Source organism: Nonomuraea sp. NPDC048892, assembly GCF_040649735.1.
Classification (GTDB): domain Bacteria; phylum Actinomycetota; class Actinomycetes; order Streptosporangiales; family Streptosporangiaceae; genus Nonomuraea; species Nonomuraea maheshkhaliensis.
Map to the genome: position 1 here is coordinate 1 of NZ_JBEZFZ010000009.1, position 26103 is coordinate 26103.

Here is a 26103-nt window from a genome sequence, read left to right on the forward strand (position 1 = left end):
AGCAGCTGCTGGCCGACCGCGGCTACGACCCCGTCATGGGCGCCCGGCCGCTGCGCCGGACGATCCAGCGCGAGCTGGAGGACTCCCTGTCGGAGCAGATCCTCTACGGCGATCTCCGGCCCGGTCACATCGCCAAGGTCACCGTTGACGCACTCGGGTTCGTCTTCACCACCGAGGACACACCCAGCAGGCCGGATCGGAAGGTGACGGCCCCCGCTTGAGATCGTGGCGGGCCCGTCAGTCCTTCTGCTCGGGTTCCTTCCCCTGAGGCACGGCCCGCGCCGGCGGTTCTGGGGGTGGTCCTGGGGGCGGTCCTGCCGGAAGGGGGATCGGATCGTCCTTGAAGAGCTCGGGCACGGCGCGGTAGAGGATGGCGGTGATCGGCACGGCCACGACGGCGCCCGCGATCCCGGCGAGGATGCCGCCGACGGCCAGCACGATGATGATCGCCAGCGGGTGGAAGTGCAGCACCCGGCCCACGATCAGCGGCTGGAGCACGTGGTTCTCCAGTTGCTGCTCGACGATCAGGATGCCGATGAAGATCAGCGCGTAGATCGGGCCCTTCGCGCCGAGCGTGACCAGCGTCGCGACCGCGCCGGCGAACAGGATGCCGACGATCGGGATGAAGCTGGCCAGGAAGATCAGCACGGCGAGTGCCGCCCAGAGCGGGACGCCCATGACGGCCAGCACCACGCCCATGAGCACGCCGTGCACCGCGGCCACGGCCACCGTGCCCTGCACGTAGTGCGACAGCGTGGTCCAGGCGGTCCGCCCGGCCCGGTCGACCCGCGGCGCCATCCGGCCGAACGCCTTGAGGAACCAGGACCAGATCTGGTCACCGTCCTTGAGCAGGAAGAACGTCACGAACAGCAGGAGCACGATCGAGGCCAGCACCTCCACCACGACCACGGTGCCCGCCAGGACCGTCGAGGTGATCTGCTGCTGCCGCTCGGTGACGAACTTGGCGATCTCGTCCACCCAGCCGCTGAGCTGGATCGGCTCCAGGTGCAAAGGACCGGTGTAGAGCCAGCCCTCCACCGTCTTGGCCGTCTGCCTGACCTGTGTCACCAGGCCGGGGAACTCCTCGTTGGCCCGGACGCCGACGATCCAGCCCGTCCCGCCCAGCACGGCGAAGGCGACGAGCATGGTCACCCAGGTGGCGTAGATCGGCCGCAGGCCCGACGCGTGCAGGCGCCGGGTGAGCGGGAACAGCAACGCGGTCAGCAACAGGGCGACCGCCACCGGCAGGGCGACGATGCGCATCGTCGCCACGAAACCGAACACGTAGTTGGCCACGATGCCGATGACGATCAGGCACGCGCACCACGCGGCCATCCTCGCCAAGGTCGCAGGAACCAACCGCAACAGGCGCTCCTGACGTGGATCCATATCCGTGAACTTCCCCACCGGCCGGAGATAGGCACTCTTTCAAGCTTCAAACAAGGGAAATGCCGGAGAGCAGCCCGGCAGGGGCCGCGCTCGCCGGGGCCGCCCTTCCGGCGGTCGGCGCGTGCCTCGCCGGCCGCCGGGGCCGCATCATCCGTCGTGCTTCGCCGGGTTGTTTCTGGCCTGTCGCGTGATGTGCCGTTGCGCCCAGTAGACGACGTGGTCGGCGACCTTCTCCCATTGGGGGGCACCGAGGGAGAAGTGCGGCATGCGGGCGAACTCCTGGTAGTCGGTGACCGCACGGGACTTGCGGTAGAGCTGGTAGATCGCCCGTACCAGCGTGACGGGGACGGTGTGGTCGGCGCCGCCGGCGATCAGGAGGAGCGGGGCACGCGTGTCGTTGCGCACATCGACCCGGGTGGCGGCATGCCGCCGCAGGTTGGCGGTGGCGGCCTGGAACAGCGGCCGGCCGGGGGCCGGCACGTGGTAGCGCTGGTAGATCGCCTCGGACTCCTGCGCGGTCAGGGTGTTGGTGAACGCGTAGTGGAACTGTTCGGCGCTGAGCGCCACGGTCCTGGACCGGTTACGGGGGTTGGCCAGGACCGGGAGGGCCGAACGCAGGCTGCTGAGCGGCAACCGCAGCACGCCCTTGATCGGGGCGGAGGAGATCGCGACGCCGGCGACGCCGAGGCCGCGATCCAGCAGGATCTGCGTGATCAGGCCGCCGAAGGAGTGGCCGACGATGATGGGTGGCCGCGTCTGCTCGCGGACGACCTTCTCGTAGAAGTCGGCCACTTCGGTCACGCCCAGGCCGTTCATGACGGAAGGATTCTTGCGCAGGGCTTCGACCTCGATCTCCATGCCCGGCCAGGCCGGAGCGGACACCTGGTGGCCGAGCGCGGTGTAGCGGGCTATCCAGTGTTCCCAGGCACGCGGGGTCAGCCACAGCCCATGAATGAGGACGATGGGACACTTGCTGTCTGTGCTCTCGTTCATGGGTTTCTCCTGCCAGGTCATCGATAGGACAGCCGGTAGAGATCGGGATCCGCGCTGTCCCCTTCAGCGCACAGGAATGGACGGCCGGAGGAAACGGGCAATTCATGCACTGCTCATCTCCTGAGCTGATAACCGGAGCCTCGGATGACGAGACCGGACCTGCTCAGAGTTCAAGGACGGCAAGGTGAATGATGTCGAACACGCGACCTCCGCGTTGGGCGGATCCCGCCAACGGCGCGGACCAGGCCCTGGCCGGCGTCCTGAAGGCGATCGGCGAAGCCTCGCGAGCCCTCACCCTGCGGAACGCGATCGGCCTGGCCCGCACCGCCGACCGGCAGCGGCTCGCCGTCTACCTGGAGACGATGACGACTGACCAGCTCGCCGGAATGGCCGACGCCGCACAACTGCTCAGCGTCGAGGCCGGCCGGGCGCTGGCCAGGAGGGCCCGGGACGGGGGCGCGTCACCGGCCGGCGCGGCCTCCGGCGACCTCTGACCGCCTGCCCCTTCGTGACCGGGCGGCGGCGTCAGGCGGGAGCGTCCGTGGGGCCGATGGCGGCGCCCGGAGCGCCTTCGACGGATGCGGGCCCGGTGGCCGGGCTGACGGGCTCGAGCCAGCCGAGCCGCCCGGCCAGGTTCCGGGCGCTCTCGATGACGGCGGCGATGTGAGGTGAGGGGTTGTCCTGGTGCCACAGCAGTGACCAGGGATAGTGCGTGGCAGGCTCGATCAGGGGCCGCCAGGTGGTGCCCGGCCGGTTGGAGGTGCGGAAGGAGGAGGGGACGCAGTGCACGCAGCGATGCTGGAGGACGAGATCGGCGGCGGCGCGGCTGCTCTGCACCGTGCCCTCGTAGAGGGTGGGGGCGAACCCGGCCGAGCGGCACAGCGTGAAGACGAACTGGTTGAGCTCCGGCGTCTGTGACTCCTCACCGAGCAGCAGAAGCTCATCGGCCAGAGCGGCCACGGGTACGCCGTCGGACTCGGCGAAGCGGTGCTCGTCGGGCACCAGCACACCGAGCGGATCGAGCCTGATCAGCTTGGAGGTCACCTCGCCCGGAACCTGGGACGCCTGCCCGATGGCGATGTCCAGGCGGCCGTCGGCCAGTTGCCGGTACTGCTCGGGGGTACCCGCTTCGACCTGGTGGATCGTGATGCCGAGATGGGTGCGCTGCAGTTCGCGCAGGATCTGCGGCATGGTGTCGTAACCCGCGTCGATGATGCCGGCGCGCAGCGTGGGTACGGGCGCGGCGGCGTTGCGAGCCACCTGCGCGGCCCTGCCCACGCGATCGAGGATCTGCCGGGCTTCGACGAGGAAGGCGGCACCGGCCGGGGTCAGGTCGACGTGGTGTGTGCTGCGGTCCAGCAGCCGCACCCCCAGCTCGCGTTCCAGCCGCTGGATCTGCTGGCTCAGCGCGGACTGCACGATGTGCTCGCGCTCGGCTGCCCGGCCGAAGTGCAACTCCTCGGCTAGCGTGACAAAATAGCGCAACTGCCGAAATTCCATACGCACCACCCCTTCCCGGCCGGGCGGCGACTATCCGGGCCTTCTCCTCCCACTCTAAGTGCCACGGGAGGGCGTGGCCCGTGCGGACAGAGGCCGTCCGTCAGTCTCCAGCCGGGGCGCGAGCCTGATCCCGCCGGGCGACGCGGCGGCGTTCGAGGCGCTCCTGATCGGGCCAGTGCACGTTGCTCACCCAGCCCAGCCGTTCGAACAGGCCGATCACGGCGGCGGACGGGTCGAGCTGGCCGCGATCCACGCCGTGGCGGGCGCAGGAGGGCTCGCTGTGATGACCGTTGTGCCAGCTCTCCCCGAAGGACAGCAGCGCCAGCGGCCACAGGTTGGTGGAGCGGTCGTGCCGGCGCGTCTTGAACGGCCGGTTGCCGAGCACGTGGCACAGCGAGTTCACGCTCCAGGTGACGTGCTGCAGGAGCGCGACCCTGATCAGGCCGGCCCAGAGGAAGGCGGTCAGGGCGCCGTACAACGTGCCGGTGATCGCCCAGCCGGCCAGGAACGGCAGCGCCAGCGACAACGCGCACAGCGCGGGGAAGGCGCGCGCCACCCGCGTCATGGCCGGATCGTCCAGCAGATCAGGGACGTAGCGCTGGGCCGGGGTCTGGTCGTCGATGAACAACCAGCCCAGATGGGCGTGGGCAAGCCCCCGAAGCTGCCCGCGCAGGCCCGTGCCGTACCGGTAGGGAGAGTGCGGGTCGCCTGGCCGGTCGGTGAAGGCGTGATGACGGCGGTGCACCGCCACCCAGTCGATCACGTTCCCCTGAAAGCCCATCGATCCGGCGATCGCCAGCGCCACGCGCAACCATGGCCGGGCCGTGAAGGAGGCATGGGTCAGCAGCCGATGGAAACCGACCGTCACCCCCAGGCCGGTCACCGTATAGAGCACCACGGCGAGCAGGAGATCGGTGAGCGTCAATCCCCGCCCCCACGCCAGGAAGATCGCGACGCCGAGCGCGAGGAACGGCGCCACCACGATCGCCCCTGTCAGTCCCACCTGGAGCCTGCCTGCCGGAACGTGCTCTTCCGCCTCGGGGAAGGGCGATGCGCCGTCGTAGTCCTGACGGCGTTCCACCGCCTGTTCGGAAATGGTCATAAGTCTCTCTCGTCTCGTCTACACGGTGCGGCGGTGCACGTAGCACCAGCGCCAGTTCGATCGCGATGCCAGGGTGGCGACGACCGGATGGTCGGTCTCCTCGTAGTGGGCGCGGGAGTGACCGCCTCGTGCATCGTCGGAACAGGCCACCCACCCGCAGGTCAGGCACACCAGCAACCGCGCCCACGCGCGGCCCAGCTCAAGGCATCCCTTGCATTCGGGCGGCCCGGGCTCCACTGTCGGGAGCTGGTCGATGTGATCACAGCGCGGGGCCTGACCGTTCAGGCCGGCGCGGTCGGTCGCGTTCGCTCCTTGTGCGTCCAGGGCCATGACGACCCCCTCACGATGACAGCGACGCAAGCTGCGCCGTCTGTTCATCCACCAGTCAAGGCGATCGGCGAACAGGCGGAAACGCGCAATCGCAGCAAGGCTCATCATCTGCCGCGATAAAGGGCCTCCTGGTGGACGTCGTCCGGTCCGGCCCCGGCACCGCCCGGCTCAGTCCTCCGGCTTCTCCTCGGGCGATTTCCCGTCGGCTCCGGAGTCGAGGAGGTGGGCCCCGGCGTCGTGCAGGGTGATGCCGTGACCCAGCACGTGGCCGGAACCCGGCCCTTCGGATGTCACGCCGGTCGCCTTGAAGCGGGTGTCGCGGGTCGGGCCGTCGCCGACGAGGTGACCGCGCAGCCGATGGGCGCGGTCGTACACCGCCCACCGGCCAGCGCCCACCTGCGGCATGGAGTCCGGATTGTCCTTGAGCCACTGCGCGTTGGCCGCGTGATCGGGCCGCTCGTCAGCTTCTTCCTGCTGGGAGGGGGCCTCTGTGGCATGATCTTCGATCCTGCGAGCACTGCTCATGTCGCGTCTCGCTCTCTGGTGATGGCTGTCGCCTCCGAGACGTCGAAGGAGCGTTCTCAGCCTTGCACCACAGGGTATGGCACTCGCCCGCGCCGCACAGGTGATCACGGGTGATGCGTGGCCGTGGAGCCTCTTGCCGCAGCTCCCCGGTCATCAGCCGTGGTGATGACCGCTTGCCGCATCAGCGGTTACCGGCCGGCGCACCGTGGCGTTGACTCGGCTGGGACAGGGCAGGAAGCCGAAGCGTGGGACGCGTCCGCGGTGGTCCTGCTGTCACTGCCATCGAGGGTTCTCGCGGAACCGCACCCCAGGGAGAGAAGGCGCCAAAAATGCCGGACATACGCCGGAGCGAAACCTCCGTCACGTGAGGATAGCGCTGCTGGGACCGATCGCCTGGCGCACGCCTCCACGTCATTACGGCCCATGGGAGCAGGTGACGAGCCTGCTCGCCGAGGGGCTCAGCGCCGCCGGGGCCGATGTGACGCTGTTCGCCACCTTGGACTCCGTCACCTCCGGGGCACTGGACGGTGTGTGCCCGCGCGGGTACGCCGACGATCCGTCGCTCGACGGGCGGGTGTGGGAGGCGATGCACGTCGCGCACGCGTTGGGCCGTTCCGGCGAGTTCGACGTCGTCCACAGCCATCTCGACTGGCTGCCGCTGGCCTTCGCCGAGCACTGCCGGGCGCCTCTGCTCACCACGGTCCACGGATTCTCCGGCATGGGCATCCTGCCCGCCTACGCCCGCGCCCGGTCCGCCTACGTGTCCATCTCGGACGCGGACCGTGCCCCTGAGCTGGACTACGTCGCCACCGTGCACCACGGCATCGAGCTGGACGCGTTCCCCTTCGACCCCGTGGGCGGCCGGCGACTGGTCGCGTTCGGCCGCGTTCATCCCGACAAGGGAACGCACACGGCCATCGAGATCGCCCGGCGGTCCGGGATGCCGCTGACGATCTGCGGCATCGTCCAGGACGAGCGGTACTTCGAGGAGGAGATCGTGCCGAAGATCGACGGCGAGCGGGTCAGCTTCCTCGGCTCCGTCGGGCCGGAGTCGCGTGGCCGGATCCTCGGCGGCGCCGCCGCGCTGCTGCATCCCATCGCGTTCGACGAGCCTTTCGGCCTGTCGGTGGTCGAGGCGATGGCCTGCGGCACTCCCGTCGTCGCCTACCGGCGCGGGTCGATGGCCGAAGTCGTGGATCCGGGCGTGACGGGTTTCCTGGTGGACTCACTCGACGAGGCGGTCACCGCCGTGGCACGCGTCGCGACGATCGACCGTGCGAGCTGCCGCGCGCAGGCGCGACGCAGGTTCAGTGCCGATCGAATGGTGGGGAGTTATCTGAGCATTTATCGCGAAATGTTAGGACAAAGTTAGCGACTGATAGTGTCGGGCGTACGCGAACCACGCCATCAGCTGATCGGTCGCGTCGGCCGGGCCCCCGAATGAGGACGGGCCCCCGGTGAAGTCTCCAGGTTCCCCCGCAGACGCGCAGGCAGACGGGTAGCCGTCTTCACCGAGCGAGCAGCACCCGAGTCCATCTTGGTGCGGCCGGATGACCGAAAGGCGAGACAGTTGGCCCTCACATACGGGTTTCTCAGCACCCACCCGCCCACCCAGTGCGGGCTCGCGACCTTCAACTCCGCCCTGGCCGCGCAGCTGGCCAGGGGCGAAAGGTCCGGCGGGATCGTCCGGGTCACCACGGAAGGTGACGACGAACGGCCGCAGCCCGGAGTCGTGCACACCTGGACTCCCGGCGGGCTCGGCGGCTGGCAGGGGGCGGCGACCGCTCTCGAGGACTTCGACGTGGCCATCGTGCAGCACGAGTACGGCATCTACCCCGGACCGGACGGTCAGGACGTCCTGCCGTTGCTGCGCTCCCTCACCGTGCCGAGCATCGTGGTCCTGCACACCGTCCTGGTCCGGCCCACTCCCCCGCAGAAGGCCCTGCTCGAAGAGATCGCGGACGCCGCCGGCGCGATCGTGACCATGACCGGCACCGCTCGTGACCGGTTGACGGCCGGTTACCGGGTGGATGCCGGCAAGGTGTTCGTCATTCCGCACGGGGCCGCCGACCACTTGCGAGTCCCGGCGCGGCGGCGCGCCCGTCCGCACCTGCTCACCTGGGGGCTGCTCGGCCCCGGCAAAGGGATCGAATGGGCGGTGCGCGCACTCGCGCTCCTGGCCGGCCTCGACCCCGCACCGAGCTACACGATCGCCGGCAAGACCCATCCCAAGGTGCTGGAGTTCCAGGGCGAGGCCTATCGCGAAGGCCTGCTCGATCTCGCCGCCCGGCTGGGAGTGTCCGCGGCCGTGCGGCACGACCCCGTCTACCGGGATCAGGACTCGCTGAGCCGGCTGATCCGCTCGGCGGACGTCGTCGTCCTGCCTTATGACTCGGCGGAGCAGGTGACGTCCGGTGTCCTCATCGAGGCCGTGGCCGCCGGCGTGCCGGTCGTCGCCACCTCCTTCCCGCACGCCGTGGAACTGCTCACCAACGGGCCGGGGTTGCTCGTTCCCCACGGCGACCCCGCCGCGCTCGCCTCCGCCATCCGCCGCGTCCTCACCCAGCCCCGGCTGGCCCAGCACCTCACCGGGCGTACCCGCGCCCTGCTCCCGACGCTGCTGTGGCCGTCGGTCGCGGCCCGGTACGACGGGCTCGGCCGCTCGCTCGTCGCCGCGCGACCGGCCGCGATGCTGCCGTGAGCGCCGGCCCACCGGGTTTCGGGCATCTGCTCAGGATGAGCGACGACACCGGCCTGTTCGAGCACGCCCGGCACGCCGTCGTGCGCCGGGAGCACGGCTACTGCACCGACGACGTCGCCCGCGGCCTCGTCGTCGCCAGCCGCGAGCCCCACCCCGGCCGGCCACTGGCCCGGCTGGCCGAGTGCTACCTCGCGTTCCTCACCCACGCGCAGGATCGTTCCGGCGCGTTCCACAACCGGCTCACCTTCGGCCGTCGCTGGATCGAGCCTCCGGGTGTGGGCGACTGGTGGGGACGGGCGATGTGGGGTCTGGGCACCGCGGCGGCCCGCAACGCCATGCCCTGGATCAGGGAGGAGGCGCTGCACACCTTCGTGCGCGGCGCCGAACAGCGCTCCCCGCATCCGCGCGCCATGGCCTTCGCCGGGCTCGGCGCGGCGGAGGTCCTGCGCACCACCCCGGACAGCACGGTGGCCGCCTCCCTGCTGATGGACGCCGTGGCGGCGATCGGCACACCCTCGGAGCAGCCCACCTGGCCGTGGCCGCAACCCCAGCTGACCTACGCCAACGCCGCCCTCGCGGAAGTGATCATCGCCGCCGGGGAGCTGAGCGATGACCGGCAACTGCTCACCACCGGCCTGCGCATGCTGACCTGGCTGTCGGACCTCCAGACCGAGGACGGCCGGCTCGCCGTCGTGCCCGCCACCGGCTGGCGGCAGGACGCGCCTCGGGCCCGCTACGACCAGCAGCCGATCGAGGTGGCCGCGCTCGCCGACGCCTGCGCCACCGCGGCCTGCGTGACCGGCGACGACGCGTGGCACGAGCGGGTACGACGGTCGGTGGCCTGGTTCGAGGGAGCCAACGACGCCCACGTCCCGATGTGGGACCCGGCGACCGGCGGCGGCTACGACGGCCTGACCGAGCACGGTCCGAACCTCAACCAGGGAGCGGAGTCCACCATCGCGCTGATCTCCACCATGCAGCATGCCAGGCGGCTCCCGTGACCATCAGGGATCTGGCCACCCGGCTCGGCCCGGCCCTCACTCCCGACCCGCGCCGAGTGATCATCAAGCTCTTCGTGCCCGGCGAGGACGCCGCGCTCACCCGTACCAGAGCCGCCGCGCTGATCGACCGCATCATGCTCCTCGACGAGGACCAGACCGCCGACATGCTCCAGGAGACGCTGCGCCGGTTCGGCGACCGGCACCACGACCTCGAAACGACCTTCGCCCATCACCACGACCTGGTCCGCCATCGCGTCCCGCGCGACGTCGGCCTGTCCCTGCCGGCCCGCCTCCTCGTGGGCGCCTACTTCAGTCACGAGTACGCCGTGGAGGGCGCGGCGGTGTGCAACCCCTCCATGGTCCCCCATCCCGACCAGTCCGGCCTGCGCCCCGGTCAGCTCCGTGTGGCGATCAGCCTGCGGCAGATCGGGGAGGGGCACCTGTCCTCGATCGGCTTCGCCACGGCGGTGCTCGGCCCCGGCTCCGAGCTGGCGATCGCCGACCGCTCGGGGACGCTGTCCGTCGGATGCCGGCGCCGCATCCGCCATCGGCGCGACCTGCTCGCCGCCGGGCTCAGCGACGGCGCCCGGGACAACGAGGTGACGGCCGCCGTCCTGCGGTCCCTGCCGGAACGCTTCGACGACGACGACTTCGAGCACGCGATCGCCCGGCTTCCCGGCGACCTGCTCACCCGCACCTCCACGCAACCGACCCTGGAAGAGATGCGCCGCGCTACGCACTCCGACTACGCCGTGGTCTTCCCCGCCGACCTCCCCCTGCACCGGCGCGTGCTCTGGCCCTCGACCGCGGCCGAGTCCAACGGCATGGAGGACGCGCGATTCGTCCGGATCGTCGACCGGGACGGCGCACCTTCGTACCGGGCCACCTACACCGCCTACGACGGGCGGCACATCCGCTCGCACCTGATCGCCAGCGACGACCTGCGTCACTTCGCGATCACTCCCATGCGCGGCCCGGCCGCCGTCAACAAGGGCATGGCGCTCTTCCCGCGACCGGTCGGCGGGCGGACGCTGGCGCTGTGCCGCTCCGACGGCGAGACCATCGGGCTCACCGCCCTCGACCGGCACAACAGCTGGCAGCCGCCGGCGCCCCTGCACAGTCCCCGCCGGGACTGGGAACTCATCCAGGTGGGCAACTGCGGATCCCCCATCGAGACCGGCGCCGGCTGGCTCGTCCTGACCCATGGCGTCGGCCCCATGCGCGACTACTCCATCGGCGCCCTGCTGCTCCACCTGGACGAGCCGGACCGTGTCATCGCCGAGCTTCCCGGAACACTCCTCACCGCCGACGGCACCGAGCGCGACGGCTATGTGCCCAACGTCGTGTACTCCTGCGGCGGCCTGCTGCACGATGACGCCGTGTGGTTGCCCTACGGGGCGAGCGACACCCGCGTCGGATTCGCCCGGGTGCCGCTCGGCACCCTCGTCAACGCGATGCGTCCACCGTGGTGAGCCACTGCGGTGAGCCACCGTCATGAGCGCAGGTGCCGGAGCAGGGTGTCGAGGACGACCGCGTCCTCCCCCGGCTCCAGCGTCTGCGGGTTCAGCGCGATCGCGTCGTCGGGGACGCCGGACACGCCGACCGCGATCCGCGGGTCCCCGTCCCACAGGGCTCGCACCAGCGCGTCCCTGGTCCAGCCGCTGGCCGGCCGCAGCCGGACGATCGCTCGCCCGTGCGGCTGGCCCGCCTCGCTCGGGTAGCCGCGCTCGGCGACGACGCCCGGCAGGCCGCGCAGGCCGGCGATCCACCGGTCGACGATCTGCTCGTAACCCGCCAGCAGGGCCCGCTCGTCCTGCTCCAGGGTCCATTCGACGGCGGCGTACAGTGCGAGCAGCTCTTCCTTGCCGACCTTCATGCCGCGCCCGATCTCCTGGTTCGGCGAGGCGTGGGCCCGGCACCGGTCGACGATCCAGCGCCTTCCCAGCACCAGCCCGCTGGCCTGGGGGCCGCGGAGTCCTTTGCCGCCGCTGAAGATCACGGCGTCGGCGCCGAGGTCCGTGGTGAAGTGCCACAGCGAGGAGACGGGCGGGATCTGGGCCGCCGCGTCCACGATCACCGGTACGGCCGGGTCGAGCTCCCGCGCGGCTCGGAGCACGTCCGCGATCGGCAGCGCGCCCGCCGCGTAGTGGGCGCCGGCGAACCACAGGACGCAGGCGGGGCGGCGGGCCAGGGCCGCCCTGAGCTCCGCGATCGACGGGCCGATCTCGACGACGCGGGCGCCGGTCAGGCGGGCCGCGTAGTCGTAGCCGTTGCGCTGACCGGTGAACATGACGACCTCGGCCTCGGCCGGGAACGCCTGCGCCGGGCCCCCGACGCAGGAGGCGACCGTGAGCGTGATCCCCGCCGCCGCGCCGGACGTCACGCAGGCCGCCTCGTTGTGGGTGAGCGCGGCCAGGCGCTCGCCGACCCGGTCGTGCAGTTCGGGCAGGTCGACGAAGCAGGCCGCGGCCTGCGTCATCGCCTTCAGCGCCGGGGGCGGCATCAGCGAGCCGCCCAGCGCGGTGAGCGTCGCGGAGGCGTTGACGACGGGCCGGACGCCGAAGGGGTTGCTCATCTGACGAACTTCGACATCGCCGGGACGCCGCAGAGCTCGGCCATCCAGGCGTCCAGGTAGTCGTTGTCGGTGCCGTCGAGGTGGGTCAGCCGGTAGACGGTCGCGGCGGGCAGGGCGTCGATGAGGTCCGCGCACCAGCCGGGATCGTCCACGGCGAGCAGCGTGCGGGCGGTCACGGCGGGGGCGTGCCGTACCGGGTCGAAATAGGACAAGGTCTCGCCGATGGTCCGCTCCGACGAGCCGGCCCGCAGGTGGTCGTTGAGCTCCTCCAGCGGGTAGTGGCTCGACTTCAGCCGGGCCTCCATCGCCCGGTGGAACAGCAGCTCCGACAGCCGGACCGCGCTGAACCCCGGCCGCCTGGCGGCCGTCAGCAGGGCCAGGTCGTCGCCGCGCACGGCCACCCGCGCCGGATCGACCTCGGCCAGGCTCATCAGGAACTCCGCGGCCCGCAGGCAGTCCGCGGCGATCGCGCGATAGACGTACGACGCCGGGTCGTCGATGCCCATCGTGAGCAGCCCCGGGTACGCCGCCGCCAAGCCTTCGTCGGCCAGCCGCTGGCCCCGGTGCATCAGGCCGAACAGCACGTACCGGCTCCGGTCGTTCGGATGCGGCATGTCGTTGACGCTGCCGTGGCGCGGTATCTGCAGCAGCGCGGGGAACGGCCCGTCACCGGCCGGGATGCTCAGCCAGCCGGTGACGCGGTACGGCCCGACGCTGGTGAGCCGGACGGTGTAGCTGGTCGCCTCGTCCGTCGTCCGAGCAGGCACCGGGTCGAGCACGGGCCGGGCCGGGATCGCGGCCAGTTCCTCGTCCACGGCGGACCAGTAGGCGTCGAAGGTCATCGGTTCACCGTCCCGGGGTGAGGTGTGCGGCAAGGAAGTCCTCCACGATGCGCATCACGCCGGGCAGCCCGGCGTGATGCGCGCAGTGCGGGTAGGCGTGCAGGGTGGTCTCGCAGGTCAGCGCCCGGCGCAGCGCGAACCCGGTCTCCGGCGGGCACACGTCGTCCTCCATCCCGACGTAGAGCAGCGTCGGCGCCTGGACCTTGGGCGCGAAGTTGAGCCCGTCGTAGTACGCGACCGTCTCCCGCACCCGGCCGGCGTCCTCCGGGTGCAGCCGCAGGTACTCGTTGATCTCCTCGTACGGGTACGACCGGGTCAGCGTCGTCGCGGCCATGATCCCGCACAGGTACGGCGCCCCCGCCGCGACACACCGGATCACGTCCGGCATGAGCGCGGCCGTCGAGATCCCGAGGCCGCCGCCCTGGCTCGACCCCTGCAGCCCGATCCGCGAGCCGTCGACCTCGGGGCGTTCCAGCAGCACCTCGACCGCCCGCACCACGTCGAGGTAGAACCCGCGGTACCCGTAGGTCTGGGGGTCGGCGATGTTGTGCGTGAGCAGGCCCGGATAACCCGGGTTGAACAGGTCGTTCGAGCGCAGCTTCCCGCGCGGCGCCACCGCGAGCGCGACGTACCCCAGCTCGGACCACTCCTTCGGGATCGTCGGCTCGGAGATGTAGCCGGGGATCGTCACCAGCGCCGGATACGGGCCGGAAGATCCGCGCGGCACGGTGTACCAGCCGGCCACCCGCAGCCCGCCGTAACTGGTGTACCGCAGGTCGTAGACGGTCACCTTGTCCGTGGACAACGCGGGCAGCTCGGTGAGGACGGGGTCCAGCGGGTACGACGCGCAGTCCGCCAGCCCGGCCGCCCAGAAGTCGTCGAAGTCGTCCGGCAGCTCGACCTCGACGACCGCGTTCTCAGGGTCTCTCAAAGTGGTCCTTTCCATCAGTCAAACGCGCTGCGGCGCATGCAGCGCGGTGCCGTCGGAAGCCTTGAACAGGTGCAGGCGCTCCTGGTTGAAGCCGACGTACACCGTGCTGTCATGACCCAGCCGGAACGGCACCGGCACCCGGGCCTTCAGCAGCTCGCCACCGATCCGGACGGTGACGAGAACGTCCGGGCCGAGCGGCTCGGACACGAACACCTTCCCGGGCTGGTACCCCTCGACCGGCGTCGGCGACAGCGTCACGTCCTCCGGCCGCACGCCCAGGACGACGGCCGGGTCGTCCGGCGCCGCCTCGTACGGTCCCAGCTCCTGGGTCAGCGCGCCGCTGCGGAAGACCCGGACGCCCTCGACGTCGGCCAGCTCACCGGTGACGAAGTTCATCGGCGGCGAGCCCATGAACGAGGCCACGAACCGGTTGGCGGGGCGTTCGTAGATGTCCCCCGGCGTCGCGCACTGCTGGACCACGCCGTCGCGCATCACCGCGATCCGGTCCGACATCGTCATCGCCTCGACCTGGTCGTGGGTGACGTAGATGAACGTGCGGGCGACGTCCACGTGCAGCCGCTTGATCTCCGCCCGCATCAGCACGCGCAGCTGCGCGTCCAGGTTGGACAGCGGCTCGTCGAGCAGGTACGCCCCGGCGTCGCGCACGATCGCGCGGCCGAGCGCGACCCGCTGCCGCTGCCCGCCCGACAGCTCGCGCGGCTTGCGGTCCAGCAGGTCCTCGATGTCCAGCGTCCTGGCCGCCTGCAGCACCTGCTCGTCGATCGTCGCCTTGGGCACCCGCATCATCTTCAGCGCGAACCCGATGTTCTGCCGCACCGTCTTGTGCGGGTAGAGCGCGTAGCTCTGGAACACCATCGCGACGTCGCGCTTGTTGGCCGGCAGCCAGCTCACCGGCTTGCCGTCGAAGAAGACGTTCCCCTTCGTGGGCCGTTCCAGGCCGCAGATCATCCGCAGGGTCGTCGACTTGCCGCAGCCGGACGGGCCGACCAGGGTGAGGAACTCCTGGTCCTCGATGGTCAGATTCAGGTCGTCCACCACGGTCTTGCCGCCGAACGCCTTGGTGATGCCTTCGAGTCGTACCTCTGCCATCTGTCAGCCCTTCACGGATCCGGCGGCCATGCCCTGGACCAGCTTGCGCTGGAAGAGCAGGGCCAGCACCAGGGGTGGGACGACCGCGAGCACGCCGGCCGCGGCCATCACGGTGAACTGGGTGTTGAAGTCGGTGGCGAAGTTCGCCGCCACGACCGGGATCGTCTTCGCCGCCTCGGTGCTGGTCAGGAACAACGCGAACATGAACTCGTTCCAGGCGGTCATGAACGCGAACACGGCGGCCGCGACCAGCCCAGGCGCCGCGACCGGCAGGAACACCGACCACATGGTGCGGAACCAGCCGCACCGGTCCACCCTGGCCGCCTCCTCCAGCTCGCGCGGCACCGAGCGGAAGAAGTCCTTCAGGATCCAGATCGTGATCGGCAGCGCGAACGTCGTGTACGACAGGATCAGCGCCAGATAGGTGTCCAGCAGCCCGAACGTCCGCATCAGCAGGTAGAACGGGATGATGATCGCGATGCCCGGCACCATCCTGGTGAGCAGGTAGAGCACCAGCAGCACCTGGCTGCCGCGGAACTTCAGCCGCGAGAACGAGTACGCCGCGAACGTGGCCAGCACCAGGTTCAGCACCGCCGTCGAGGTGGCCACGATCAGGCTGTTGCGCAGCGAGTACGGCGTCTCGTCGATCGCCCGGCCGCCGACGAGCTGCTGCGCCTCGTTCGGATTGACGAAGCCGAGATAGTTCTCCAGCGTCGCGGGATTCGGGATCCAGTGCGGCGGGACGGAGATCGCGTCCACCTCGCGCATGAAGCTCATCGCGACGATCCAGTAGAACGGCAGCACCAGGTACAGCCCGAACGCGACCGCCAGCACGTACAGGACGATCTTCTTCCAGGGGATGCGGTACCGCAGGGGGACCTTGACCACGGTGCTCATACCTCGAAGTTCCCCTTCCGGTAGAGCAGGCCGATGTAACCGATCGAGATCAGCAGGGTGATCGCGGTGATGACCCAGGCGTAGGCGCTGCCCAGGCCGAAGTCGGTGAAGGTGAGCACGGTCTGCACGTCGAGCAGGGCGATGGTGGTGGTCGCGTCGCCGGGGCCGCCGCCGGTCAGCACGTAGATGGTGTCGAAGGCGCGGAACGCGTTCATCGTCTCCAGGATCAGCACGATGAGCAGGGGGTGCAGCAGCCACGGCAGGGTCACGTGGACGAAGCGCCGCAGCCCGCCCGCGCGGTCGACGGTGGCGGCGTCGTACAGCTCCGCGGGGATGGTCGACAGCCCGGCGAGCAGGATGATGACCGAGAACGGGAGCGTGTTCCACACCTGGGCCAGCGCGGTGAACAGGAACGCGCCGGTCCCGGAGGTCAGCCAGGCGTGATAACTGTCGATCAGCCCGAGCTGGGTCAGCAGGCCGTTCAGCGCGCCGGTCTTGGCGTCGAAGATGGTCCGCCACATCAGGCCGTTCACCACGCCGGGCATCGCCCACGGCAGCAGCGCCAGGCTGAGCAGCAGGCCGCGGCCGCGGAACCGCTCGTTCAGCACCAGCGCGAGGATGAGCGCGAGGACCACGGTCATCCCGAGCACGAGGAGCACGAACAGGGCCGACACCTTGAGCGCGGACAGGAACGCCTGGTCGCTGAGCAGGCCCGTGTAGTTGTCGAGGCCGACGAACTTGGTCGCCCGCGGGCGCTTGAGATTGTGCCGCTGCAGGCTGACCCAGAACGAGTACGCGATGGGGTAGGCGATCAGCAGCGAGATGACGATGATGGCCGGCGCGTTCAGGGCCCACGCCTTGGCGTTGTCGCCCAGAGGCCGGCGTTCGGCGAGTGCGGCCATCCTCAGTTGTACTTCTTCTTCAGCGTCTCGACGGTCTGCGCCAGGCCCGCCACCGCCGCGGCCGGCTGCACCTGGTTGCTGAGCACGCCCTGCACGACCTTGTGCATCTCGATCTCGAACTCGGTGTACCAGGGCACGCCGAGCACGTTGCGCGGGGTGGCGATCTCGCCGAGGTGGGCGTAGACCTTCGGGTCGGCGAACTTCTCCAGCGCCGCGGTGACCTCCGGGTCGGTCGCCATCGACTTGTAGGCGAACCCGAGGCCGCGCTGCAGGAACCAGAACTTCGCGGTGTACGGCTGCTTGTTCGCGTCGAGCCCGCCCAGGTAGGTGAGCAGCTTGAACGCGTTGTCCTTGACCTCGGTGTCCTTGGCCAGCGCGTAGAGCCGGGTGTTGCTGACCGTCCCGTGTTCCTTTCCGTCGAGGCTCGGCACGAGCGCCAGCCGGATCTTGCCCGCGGCCTTGGACTTGGCGGCGTCGTTGTAGTCGCGGCTGGCGTAGCGGGCGCCGATCGTGTACGCGTACCGGTTGGCCTTCATCGCGTTGTCGACCGGGATCGCGAGCAGTTGCAGGCAGGCCGGGTCGATCACCTTCGACTTGGTCGCCGCCTGCTGCAGCCAGGCGAAGACGTCCTTCACCACGGTGTCGGTGGTGTTCATGATCGGCGCCTGCCGCTCGTCGAACATGTTGCCGCCGCTGCCGAAGATCAGCGCCCACACCCAGGCCCACCAGGTGTCGGACAGCTGCGCCGGCACGCCGATGGGGTATTCGAGCAGGCCCGCCTCCTTGATCTTGACGGCCTGCGCCTCCAGCTCCTCCAGGCTGGCCGGAGGCTTCTTGATGCCGGCCTTCTCCAGGATCTCGGTGTTGTAGAGCAGGCAGTTGGAGTCGGTGTAGTACGGCAGGCCGTAACGCTTGCCCTGGTACGTCATCGCGGCCGCGTTGCCCGGGTAGATGGCGTCGTACACCTCGTCCACGCCGGGCAGGCCGTCGAGCGGCTGCAGGTAGTCGCCGTCGACCCAGGCCGCCAGGGAGTCGTCGTAAACATAGAGGGCGTCGGGGCCGCCGCCCGCGGTGAATTCGGCCACTACCTTCTGCACGTACTGCGCGCTGGTGATGGGGGTGTAGTCGACCTTGATGTTGGTGGTCTTGGTGAAGTTGTCCAGGTTCTGCTGGACGAGGGCGGCCTCGTAGTCCCAGCCCTCGAACTTCACGGTGCCGTCGCCCGACCCGCCCGAGCCGCCTGAGCCGCCGCCGGAGCAGGCGGCCAGCAGGGGCGATACGGCGGGCAGGGCCAGCCCGAGTCCTGCGTACTTCAGGATCTGGCGGCGGTTGAGCTCCATGGTTGTCCCTTCAACGCGATGAGCGCAGTAACGCTTGGGCGATGCGTAGCCGGTACAGACGCGTCGGCCGTCCCTTGGGGTGGTGCTGGGCGGTGCCTTCGACGCTCACCAGGCCGCCGGCGTCGAGGGTGCGGATCAGCCGCCGGCCGCTCTGATCCGTGATGCCGAGATGCCCGGCGAGCTCGCCGGGGGAGATCGCGCGGCCTTCCAGTTCGTGGTCCAGCGCCGCCAGGCGGGAGACGGTGGCGGCGCTGAGGCCGACGGACTTCGCCAGCCGTTCGACGTGGTCGCCGTGCTCGCGGTAGGAGTAACTGAGCGCGGCCCGGACCGGGCCCATCGGCCCGATGATCACCCCGCTGTCCTCGATCAGGTAGCCGCACGGCTCGCTCTCCCGCTCCGCGCGGGCGGCGGCCTGCTCGGCCAGGGCCACGCAGTTGCGGGCGGACGCGCCGACGCCGAACCCGGCCGAGACCTGCGCGCCGAGCGCCGCGGCCGCCTCGGCCAGTGCGGGCACGGCCACCCAGTTGCGGGTGATGCGCTCGAACAGGGCCTTGTGGGCGAAGACGACGACGCCGCGCCGGCCGCGGTCCTCGATCCAGGCGCCGGCGAACTCGGGGGTGTTGAGCAGCAGATTCATCAGGCCGATCCGGGCCCGTTCCTCGTCCTGCGAGTGCGAGATGAGGAAGACTCCGGCGGCGAAGCGTTGTGCGCTCGCGCGCTCGGACTCGATCCTGAGCGCGAGCTCGTGCAGCTCGGTCCTGATCGTGGCCGGCACCGGCATGCCGCTCATGATCGGCAGCTCGCCGGACAGCAGCTCGCGGGCGGCGGCGCGGACGCTGATCACGTAGCCGCGGCCGCCGAAACGGCGGTGGGCGGAGCGGTGGAACTCGACGATGTCCTCCACGGATTGCGTGGGGGCGTACGGCAGGAATTCGATGGCGCCGGTGTCGAGTTCGAGCGCGGTGGCGACCGCCTCGACCGCCTCGGCGGGAAAGGTGTCGATGCTGACCGGGGTCCGGCCCCAGCCGCGTTCCTGGGCGCGGTAGAGCGCGAGGGTCAGGTCGAGCGCCGACGAACGGATCACGCCGACGGGAAGGCCGGGCGGGAGGAGCTCGCGGCTGGCCGTGTACGGGACCGGGCCCGCCAGGAAGCCGTCCAGCCGGGTGGTGCTGAGGAACTCGGCGACCTTGGCGTGGATCTCGTCCTCGTGGTCGTAACTGACCCATTCCAGGTCGACTCCACCGAGTGTGTTCGCGGCTTCCCGGAACAACTCACCGTGCAGCGAGTGGGTCACCACTCCGATCACAATGGCCACGACACCCCTTTACGAACCATGTTCGTAAATGACTCGTAAATCCGATGCTGACAAACTTCCCCCTCCCGAGGGCCCAGGTCAAGAGCCCGGCCGAAGAAATTCGCCGGTAACAAACCGGGAGGTCCAGGAAAACGGCGCCACCGAACCGGCTTATCGGGCCATCCAGTCCGATTTATGTAGATATCTTTCATTGGCGCTCGCGTCTTGGTTAGATACTTTCGTCCGTGCTTCCCCTCGACCCCCAGGAGGGATCAGCTCGTGAACGTCATCACTCGCTTATCGGCCGCCGTCGTGGCGGCCTGTCTGGCTCTGCTCGGCACGACGGCCCCCGTTTCTGCCGCGACCACCACGGTCGACAACGCCACCGCCGGCCGGTTCACCGCCGGCCCCGACTGGGGCACCTCGGCCTGGTCGGCGCAGCGGTACGAGGCGGACTACCGCTTCGCGAACCCCAACACCACCGCGAGCGACGCCGCCTGGTTCAAGGCCGCCATCGCGGCGGCCGGACCCCACCTGGTCGAGGTCTGGTATCCAGCCGATCCCGGCTACAACAGCGCCACCCCGTTCCTGGTGGCGAGCGCCGACGGCACCCGCAGCGTGGTCGTCGACCAGCGCGCCAACGGGGGCCGCTGGGTCAGCCTGGGCACATTCACCCTGGCCGCGGGCGACTACAACGTGGTCGGCGTCAGCCGCTGGACCAGCCAGCCGGGTTACGTCGTCGCCGACGCCGTCCGGATCACCTCGTCCACCGGATCGCCCGCCTTCTCGCTGCCCCTTCCGCGCACCGCGCTGCCGCGCGGTGAGTACGACGACCCGCACCACGACTATCCCGCGATCGACCTGCCGGTCGGCACCGGCACCCCGGCCTACGCGGTGCGCCCCGGCACGGTGACGATCATCGACGACAGCCTGTGCGGGCGCGGCATCAACCTGACCGGGAACGACGGCGCCATCTACACCTACTGTCACTTCTCGTCGTGGTCGGTCGCCAACGGCGCGTCGGTCGGCACCGGGCAGCAGATCGGGCTGACCGGCAACACCGGCAACTCGACCGGCCCGCATCTGCACTTCGGCATCCGCACCGGCAGCACCCGCCGGTGCCCGCAGAACTTCCTGCTCGCCCTGTACGACGGCGTCAACCCGCCGGCGGCGAGCAGCCTGCCCACCTCGGGCTGCTCCTACGTCAGCCGGTCGGCCGAGCCGGTCATCCCGCTCGGCTGAGGCCGGGGCCCGGCCCTGGGCTCTTCGCCCGCCGGCGTCGTACGGCGCCGGCGGGTCCGATCCGCCCCGCCGGTTGCGCTTTCCGCGCCGGTCGAAGGTCGCGTACAGGAAGATCTGCCCCCTGGAGATGACGCGAAGTTGCCATGATATGACGTGTGGCGAAGAGCGATGGGCCGCAGCGGCGCAGGCGCCTGGGCGCGCTGGCGCTGACCGTGCTCCTGTTGGGCGTCGGGTTCGGCCTGGCCGCCATCCTGCAGCGGCAGGGACTCCAGACCGCGGCGAACTGGGCCCAGCTCGCCTCGATCGTGTTCGCCGCCGCGCCATCACTCCCGCTGATCATCCGGGCCTGGCGACCGCCCGGCGTCCACGAGCAGGCGGTGTGCTCGCGCGAGCAGCTCGACCAGGCCCAGCAGATCCTCGCCCGGCTGGTGCTGAAACAGTGGCGTGAGGAGATCGGCATCCGCCGGCTCGACGACCCCGCTCCGCTCGCGGTGCGCTGGCGCCTCACCGAACTGCCCGTCATGGACCATCCCGGTCACCTCGTCCGGCCCATGACCCTGCAGTCGCTGCTCGCCCGGGGCCGGCCGCGCTTCACCGGGCGTACCGACCGCATCTCCGACCTGGCCGCCGCCTTCCGCGGCCTCACCCGCCGGCGGCTGGTCGTCGCCGGTGATCCCGGCATGGGCAAGACCACCCTGGCGGTCCTGCTGCTGCGTCAGCTCCTGCAACATCCGCTGCCGGGCGAGCCCGTTCCCGTCATGGTCCCGCTGACGGGATGGGATCCCGCGACCGAGCGCTTCCGCGACTGGCTGGCCCGCGGCCTCGCGGAGACCTACCCTGCGCTGTGCTCCCCCGCCCTGGGCCCCGACCTGCCCCTGGCCCTGGTCACCGAACGCCGCGTCCTGCCCATCCTCGACGGCCTCGACGAACTCCCGGAACCCTTACGCCCGCAGGTCCTCAGCGCGCTGAACGACACGTTCATGGACCCCCTCATCCTCACCTGCCGCATGACCGAGTACCGCGCGGCGGTGCACTCCCCCGGCGGTGACGTCCTCACCGCCGCGGCGGTCATCGAACCCCGGCCGCTTCGTCCGGCCGACGCCGCCGCGTACCTCACCCGAGTGCTGCCACCGCGGCCCGCGGGCGCCTGGCCCGCCCTGCTCGACGTCCTCGCCCGGGACACGACCGCGCCGCTCACCCGGGCCCTGGCCACGCCGCTGACCCTGTGGCTGGTGCGGCGCGTCTACGTCGACACCGGTACGGATCCCGCGCCGCTCCTGTCGCCCGGCCGCTTCACCACCCCTGGCGAGATCACCGACCACCTCTTCGACCACCTCGTCCAGGCCGTCATCACCACGAACCGGCCGCAGCACCTCGCCGACGCCCAGCCGCACCACCCCTTCCGGCCGCACCGGAGCTGGGCGCCCGAGGACGCCCGGCGCTGGCTGTCCTTCCTCGCCGATCACCTCGATACCGGTGACACGACCGACCTCGCCTGGTGGCGGGTGCACCAGACGCTGCCTCGCCGGACGCTCAGGCTCCTCATCGCGATCACCGGCGGGCTCACGTACGGGCTCGCCTTCGGGCTCGTGTTCGGGTCGGAGGGCGGGGCCGCGTACGGGATCACGTTCGGGGTCGCGGGCGGGCTCACGGTCGCGCTGCTGCACTGGCCGGCGACGTCCACCCCCACCGGGCCGAATGCCGAGCCCGCCTATGCGGACCTGCGGTTGCGGGGCCGGATCCGCTCGCTGATCGGCCATCTCGCCGCGCGGCTCGCCTTCGGCCTCGTCTTCGGGCTCATGGGCGGGCTGGTGGGCGGGCTGGTGGGCTGGCTCGCGGGCGGACTCGTCCCCGGCTCGGCGGGCGGACGAGGCCTTTCGGGTGGGCTCGTCCCCGGCCTCATGGGTGGGCTCGTCGTCGCGCTCGCGGGCGGGCTCGCCTTCGGACTGTCGGAATGGGCGAAGAACTCCCAGGCCAGCGAGACCGCGCAGACCCCGCCCGACTCCCTGCACCGCGACCTGCGCACAGCGCTGCTCAACGCGCTCGCGTTCGGGCTCACCGGCGGGCTGGCGGGCGGGCTCGTCGTCGGCGTCACCTCGGGGCCCGCGGTCGGCCTGGCCGTCGGGCTGGCGTTCGGGCTCACCGTGGGGCTCTCGTTCGGCCGTACGGTCTGGCTCGTGTCCGGCCTCGCGGGCGCGTGCGCCGGCGGGCTCGCCGGGGGACTCACCTCGAAGCTCTCGGTGGGCCTCGCGGTCGGGCTGATGTCGGGGCTCGCCAGCGGCCTCGCCGGTGGCCTGGCGAGCTCCAGCGTCATCTATCTCATCACCCTGACCTGTCTGTCCGTCCGCCGCAGAACGCCGGTGCGGCTGATGGCGTTCTTGCAGGACGCCCACCGGCTCGGGCTGCTCCGGCAGACCGGGGCCGTGTATCAGTTCCGGCACATCGACCTGCAGAAACGCCTCGCCGCCCTGAACACGTCGCCGCCGAAGCGTCATGCCGTACGAGAGCCGTACGGGAGCGCTCAAACCACGGACGACAAGCCTCACTGATCACCCCAAGCCAGGACCGGCCCCGACACTCCTCCGACCTCACAGCCGGGACCTCAGCACATCCACCTCACAACCCGGTGCGAACGGGTCGAAACCATGCTCGACCAGCCAGCGAATCGCCAGCAGGCTCCGCATCGACCACCACCCGCGAATCACGTCGAGATCGACGTCGCCGCCATAGCCGGCCATGAGGTCGCCGAGGTGCCTCTCATGCCCAAGCGTCAGAATGGCCAGGTCGAACAGGCCGTCACCCCGGCCCGCCTCGGACCAGTCGATGATGCCCGTGACCTCGTCGTCGCCGTCGACGAACACGTGCGAGATCTGCAGGTCGCCGTGCGTGAACACCGGAGTCCACGGCCGGAGCGCGGCCTCGGCGACCTGCCGGTTGCGGGTGACCAGGTCGGCGGGCAGGACGCCGTTCGTCACGAGCCACCCGCACTCCTCGTCGAGCTCCGCCGCCAGCTCCTCGACACTCCGGCCGGCCCGGCCGAGCCGGGGCGGCAACGGCGCGTCGTGCAGCTTCCGGACGGCGGCGCCCGCCGCGGCCCACGCCACCGGGGACGCGGGCTCCGGCTGCCCGAGGCGACCGAGCGCCGTCCCCGGGACCGCGGCGATGGCCAGTACGGGCGGCCGGTGCCACAGGACCTCCGGGGTCGGGACCGGCGCCAGGGCCATCGCCTCGACCTCGGCCTCGATACGCGCCCGATCGGCGTCGACCTTCAGGAACACGTCGCCGACGCGCAGGGTCGCCCGCTCGGAATGCGCGACGATCACTTCGACCTCATCCATGGCCGACCAGTATTCCCGGGGATGATCGCCGACGTCACCGGGTTTTTCGCAGGTGGCGCCCAGCCACAACGCCCCAGATTCAGCACACTCGCGCACACCGCTCAGCGGCTTCGGTAGACCAGGCCGCGGCGTTCGTACTCCAGGACCATTTCCACGTTCATCGACATCTCGGGCCCGTAGGTGCGTTCGACGAACCACAGGGCCAGCTCCAGCCCGCTGGTGATGCCGGCCGAGGTGAGCAGGTCGCCGTCGTCGACCACCCGCGGTCCCGGCGTGCTGGGGCCCGGCGCGTTGATGACCTTCCCGCCCTGCTCGGCCAGTTGCTCCTTGGCGCCGTGGTGCGTGGTGCACGGGCGGCCACGGACCAGCCCGGCGGCGCCGAGCAGCAGCGCGCCGGTGCACACCGACGCCATGATCAGTCCCGGCCGGCGGGCGGCCCGCAGCGCGGCGGGGATCGTTCCCCGCCGGATCTCCGCCGCGACGCCGGGCTTGTCGGGGTCCCTGCCGGTCCCGCCGCCGGGCACCAGGATCAGGTCGGCCGCGTCGGGGGCCCAGGCGCCGTCCGCCTTGATCTCGGTGCCGTGGCTGGCCCGTACGCTGCGCGGCCCGTCCACGGCGACCAGGGTGATCTCGATCGGCGCGCCGAATCGGCCCGCGATGCCCAGGGACTGCAGGGGCGCCGCGAAGTCCAGTTCCTCGACGCCGTCGAAGAGCACGATGTGCACGCGTCGCCTTCCACCGGGCGCCGTCCGTCCGGCCGCCTGTGCGGACGCGTCGTCGGACAGGGCGATGGCTCCGGCCGCCGCCGCGGCGGTCGCCTGAATGAGGTGTCTGCGTTTCATGATCGGAAGTGTCGGCCCACGGCGACGCCCCGGACCAGCGGCGGCCGTGCCGATCTCCGCTACATTCTGGTCATGCTGCACAGCGTGGCCGTCCTCGCCTTCGACGGGGTGGTGGCCTTCGATCTGGTGGTGCCGTGTCAGGTCTTCTCCGCGGCCAGGCCGGGTGGAGAACCCCGGTACGAGATCAAGGTGTGTGGTCAGCAGGAGGTCAACGCCCACGCCGTGCAGGCATCCTGTTTCCGGATAAGCTGCGATTTTCCCCTCGAAAGCGCCCTCGATGCCGACAGCATCGTGATCCCCGGCCTCTCCCCGCCCACCCAGCCGCCACCGCCACCGGTGCTGGACCTGCTGCGCGACGCGGCCGCCCGGGGCGTCCGCATCGCCTCCATCTGCACGGGCGCGTTCGTCCTCGGCGCCGCCGGCCTGCTGGACGGCCGCCGGGTCACCACCCACTGGAGTTTCGCGGACCAGCTCGCGCGGGCTTTCCCCCTTGCGACGGTCGACCCGTCCGTCCTGTACGTCGACAGCGGCCAGGTGCTGACCTCCGCGGGCGTCGCGGCGGGCCTCGACCTGTGCCTGCACATGATCCGCGCCGACCACGGCGCCGCCGTCGCGGCCGAGGCCGCCCGCGCCGTGGTCATGGCGCCCCACCGGCAGGGCGGCCAGGCCCAGTTCATCCACCACCCCGCCTCCGAGCCCGACGGCGCCGCGCTCCAGCCGCTGCTCCAGTGGATGCAGCACAACCTGCACCACCCGCTGACCCTGGCCGACCTGGCCGGCCGGGCCCGGGTGAGCGTCCGCACCCTCAACCGCCAGTTCCGCGCCCAGACCGGCACGACCCCGCTGCAGTGGCTGCTGGCGGCGCGCCTGGACCGCGCCCGGGAGATCCTGGAAACCTCAGACGCTCCGATCGACCGAGTCGCCGACCTGACCGGCTTCGGCTCCCCGGTCACTCTGCGCCGCCACTTCACCGATCGCCTCGGCGTAAGCCCCAGCGCCTACCGCGCCGCACACCGGCAACAGCACCACCCACTCCACTGAGCCCCCGCGCCCTCTGCGCAACCGCGCGCAGCAGCAAGAAGCGGGCGGCTTCACCCATGTCGCCGAGTTTGCCTACCCTCACTACCCACGGACGTGAAATACGGCCTTGGGCCGGACAAAGTCGAATAATTACCGATTTGCTGAGTATGTCGACAGCACCCCCAGCCGACTCCACGACCCCAACCCGAAGGAATTATGCCGCGTCTCT

Annotated in this window: 25 protein-coding genes; 9 read left to right on the forward strand and 16 right to left on the reverse strand. The window is 70.6% G+C overall.

The window, feature by feature from the left end:
* The coding region (locus AB0C28_RS28295) for a hypothetical protein (RefSeq protein WP_358078630.1) at positions 1-221 on the forward strand (221 nt) is incomplete at its 5' end.
* A gap of 16 nt (positions 222-237) precedes the next feature.
* Here the strand turns inward: AB0C28_RS28295 and AB0C28_RS28300 are convergent.
* Together AB0C28_RS28300 and AB0C28_RS28305 are read right to left on the reverse strand one after the other, a co-directional pair.
* Entirely contained in the window at positions 238-1335 is a 1098-nt protein-coding gene (locus AB0C28_RS28300; RefSeq protein WP_358078633.1) for an AI-2E family transporter, read from the reverse strand.
* Positions 1336-1536: 201 nt separating this feature from the next.
* Complete coding sequence (locus AB0C28_RS28305; protein ID WP_357835257.1) at positions 1537-2382, reverse strand: alpha/beta fold hydrolase; 846 nt, start codon at positions 2380-2382, stop codon at positions 1537-1539.
* Positions 2383-2570: 188 nt separating this feature from the next.
* Between AB0C28_RS28305 and AB0C28_RS28310 the strand changes: the two genes are divergently transcribed.
* The gene (locus AB0C28_RS28310; RefSeq protein WP_358078636.1) at positions 2571-2876 is read left to right on the forward strand and encodes a hypothetical protein; all 306 of its coding nucleotides are present in this window, start codon (positions 2571-2573) and stop codon (positions 2874-2876) included.
* Positions 2877-2907: 31 nt separating this feature from the next.
* Here the strand turns inward: AB0C28_RS28310 and AB0C28_RS28315 are convergent, their stop codons facing one another.
* The 4 genes from AB0C28_RS28315 to AB0C28_RS28330 all read right to left on the reverse strand — a co-directional run bounded on the left by AB0C28_RS28315 (position 2908) and on the right by AB0C28_RS28330 (position 5839).
* The gene (locus AB0C28_RS28315; RefSeq protein ID WP_358078639.1) at positions 2908-3882 is read right to left on the reverse strand and encodes a LysR family transcriptional regulator; all 975 of its coding nucleotides are present in this window, start codon (positions 3880-3882) and stop codon (positions 2908-2910) included.
* A gap of 100 nt (positions 3883-3982) precedes the next feature.
* A complete protein-coding gene (locus AB0C28_RS28320; protein ID WP_358078642.1) occupies positions 3983-4984 on the reverse strand; it encodes an acyl-CoA desaturase in 1002 nt (333 codons plus the stop codon).
* 18 nt (positions 4985-5002) lie between these two features.
* Complete coding sequence (locus tag AB0C28_RS28325) at positions 5003-5422, reverse strand: UBP-type zinc finger domain-containing protein (RefSeq protein WP_358078645.1); 420 nt, start codon at positions 5420-5422, stop codon at positions 5003-5005.
* A gap of 60 nt (positions 5423-5482) precedes the next feature.
* A complete protein-coding gene (locus tag AB0C28_RS28330) occupies positions 5483-5839 on the reverse strand; it encodes a hypothetical protein (RefSeq protein WP_357835272.1) in 357 nt (118 codons plus the stop codon).
* A 364-nt stretch (positions 5840-6203) separates the two neighbouring features.
* On the opposite strand from AB0C28_RS28330, the gene AB0C28_RS28335 reads away from it, so the two are divergent.
* The 4 genes from AB0C28_RS28335 (at position 6204) to AB0C28_RS28350 (ending at position 11013) form a co-directional block, all read left to right on the forward strand.
* Positions 6204-7211 carry a glycosyltransferase family 4 protein gene (locus tag AB0C28_RS28335; RefSeq protein WP_357835275.1) on the forward strand — a complete coding sequence of 336 codons (1008 nt, stop codon included), beginning with the start codon at positions 6204-6206 and terminating at the stop codon, positions 7209-7211.
* A gap of 198 nt (positions 7212-7409) precedes the next feature.
* Positions 7410-8540: a glycosyltransferase gene (locus tag AB0C28_RS28340; RefSeq protein ID WP_358078648.1), complete on the forward strand. Its 1131-nt coding sequence runs from the start codon at positions 7410-7412 to the stop codon at positions 8538-8540.
* Positions 8541-8575: 35 nt separating this feature from the next.
* Positions 8576-9541: a glycosyltransferase gene (locus tag AB0C28_RS28345; protein ID WP_358078651.1), complete on the forward strand. Its 966-nt coding sequence runs from the start codon at positions 8576-8578 to the stop codon at positions 9539-9541.
* On the forward strand, positions 9538-11013 hold the full coding sequence (locus AB0C28_RS28350) for a glycoside hydrolase family 130 protein (RefSeq protein ID WP_358078654.1): 1476 nt from the start codon (positions 9538-9540) through the stop codon (positions 11011-11013). Before AB0C28_RS28345 ends, AB0C28_RS28350 begins: the two co-directional genes overlap by 4 nt.
* A gap of 20 nt (positions 11014-11033) precedes the next feature.
* Here the strand turns inward: AB0C28_RS28350 and AB0C28_RS28355 are convergent, their stop codons facing one another.
* Genes AB0C28_RS28355 through AB0C28_RS28390 form a run of 8 tightly spaced genes read right to left on the reverse strand, consistent with a single transcriptional unit; the run spans position 11034 to position 19453 of the window.
* On the reverse strand, positions 11034-12116 hold the full coding sequence (locus AB0C28_RS28355) for a hypothetical protein (protein WP_358078656.1): 1083 nt from the start codon (positions 12114-12116) through the stop codon (positions 11034-11036).
* Entirely contained in the window at positions 12113-12958 is an 846-nt protein-coding gene (locus AB0C28_RS28360) for an acetylxylan esterase (RefSeq protein WP_358078659.1), read from the reverse strand. Before AB0C28_RS28360 ends, AB0C28_RS28355 begins: the two co-directional genes overlap by 4 nt.
* A 4-nt stretch (positions 12959-12962) precedes the next feature.
* Positions 12963-13889 (reverse strand): acetylxylan esterase, encoded by a 927-nt coding sequence (locus AB0C28_RS28365; protein ID WP_358078662.1) that lies wholly within the window; start codon positions 13887-13889, stop codon positions 12963-12965.
* Positions 13890-13907: 18 nt separating this feature from the next.
* Positions 13908-14999 (reverse strand): ABC transporter ATP-binding protein, encoded by a 1092-nt coding sequence (locus tag AB0C28_RS28370; protein WP_357835296.1) that lies wholly within the window; start codon positions 14997-14999, stop codon positions 13908-13910.
* A 3-nt stretch (positions 15000-15002) separates the two neighbouring features.
* The gene (locus tag AB0C28_RS28375) at positions 15003-15896 is read right to left on the reverse strand and encodes a carbohydrate ABC transporter permease (RefSeq protein WP_346106721.1); all 894 of its coding nucleotides are present in this window, start codon (positions 15894-15896) and stop codon (positions 15003-15005) included.
* Positions 15893-16798: a sugar ABC transporter permease gene (locus AB0C28_RS28380; protein ID WP_357835300.1), complete on the reverse strand. Its 906-nt coding sequence runs from the start codon at positions 16796-16798 to the stop codon at positions 15893-15895. The genes AB0C28_RS28375 and AB0C28_RS28380 overlap by 4 nt, the downstream gene beginning before the upstream one ends.
* A 2-nt stretch (positions 16799-16800) precedes the next feature.
* A complete protein-coding gene (locus tag AB0C28_RS28385) occupies positions 16801-18138 on the reverse strand; it encodes an extracellular solute-binding protein (protein WP_357835303.1) in 1338 nt (445 codons plus the stop codon).
* A gap of 10 nt (positions 18139-18148) precedes the next feature.
* On the reverse strand, positions 18149-19453 hold the full coding sequence (locus AB0C28_RS28390) for a hypothetical protein (RefSeq protein WP_346106716.1): 1305 nt from the start codon (positions 19451-19453) through the stop codon (positions 18149-18151).
* A 258-nt stretch (positions 19454-19711) separates the two neighbouring features.
* Between AB0C28_RS28390 and AB0C28_RS28395 the strand changes: the two genes are divergently transcribed.
* Positions 19712-20674: a peptidoglycan DD-metalloendopeptidase family protein gene (locus tag AB0C28_RS28395; protein ID WP_357835306.1), complete on the forward strand. Its 963-nt coding sequence runs from the start codon at positions 19712-19714 to the stop codon at positions 20672-20674.
* Between the two features lie 155 nt (positions 20675-20829).
* Positions 20830-23223, forward strand: coding sequence for an NACHT domain-containing protein (locus AB0C28_RS28400; RefSeq protein WP_358078666.1), 2394 nt, complete (start codon positions 20830-20832; stop codon positions 23221-23223).
* 39 nt (positions 23224-23262) lie between these two features.
* On the opposite strand, the gene AB0C28_RS28405 is transcribed toward AB0C28_RS28400, so the two are convergent.
* Positions 23263-24012, reverse strand: a complete 750-nt coding sequence (locus AB0C28_RS28405; protein WP_358078669.1) for an aminoglycoside phosphotransferase family protein — start codon at positions 24010-24012, stop codon at positions 23263-23265.
* 101 nt (positions 24013-24113) lie between these two features.
* A complete protein-coding gene (locus AB0C28_RS28410; RefSeq protein WP_357835315.1) occupies positions 24114-24854 on the reverse strand; it encodes a DJ-1/PfpI family protein in 741 nt (246 codons plus the stop codon).
* 72 nt (positions 24855-24926) lie between these two features.
* Between AB0C28_RS28410 and AB0C28_RS28415 the strand changes: the two genes are divergently transcribed.
* Positions 24927-25895: a helix-turn-helix domain-containing protein gene (locus AB0C28_RS28415; protein ID WP_358078672.1), complete on the forward strand. Its 969-nt coding sequence runs from the start codon at positions 24927-24929 to the stop codon at positions 25893-25895.
* The last annotated feature ends 208 nt before the right edge of the window (positions 25896-26103 follow it).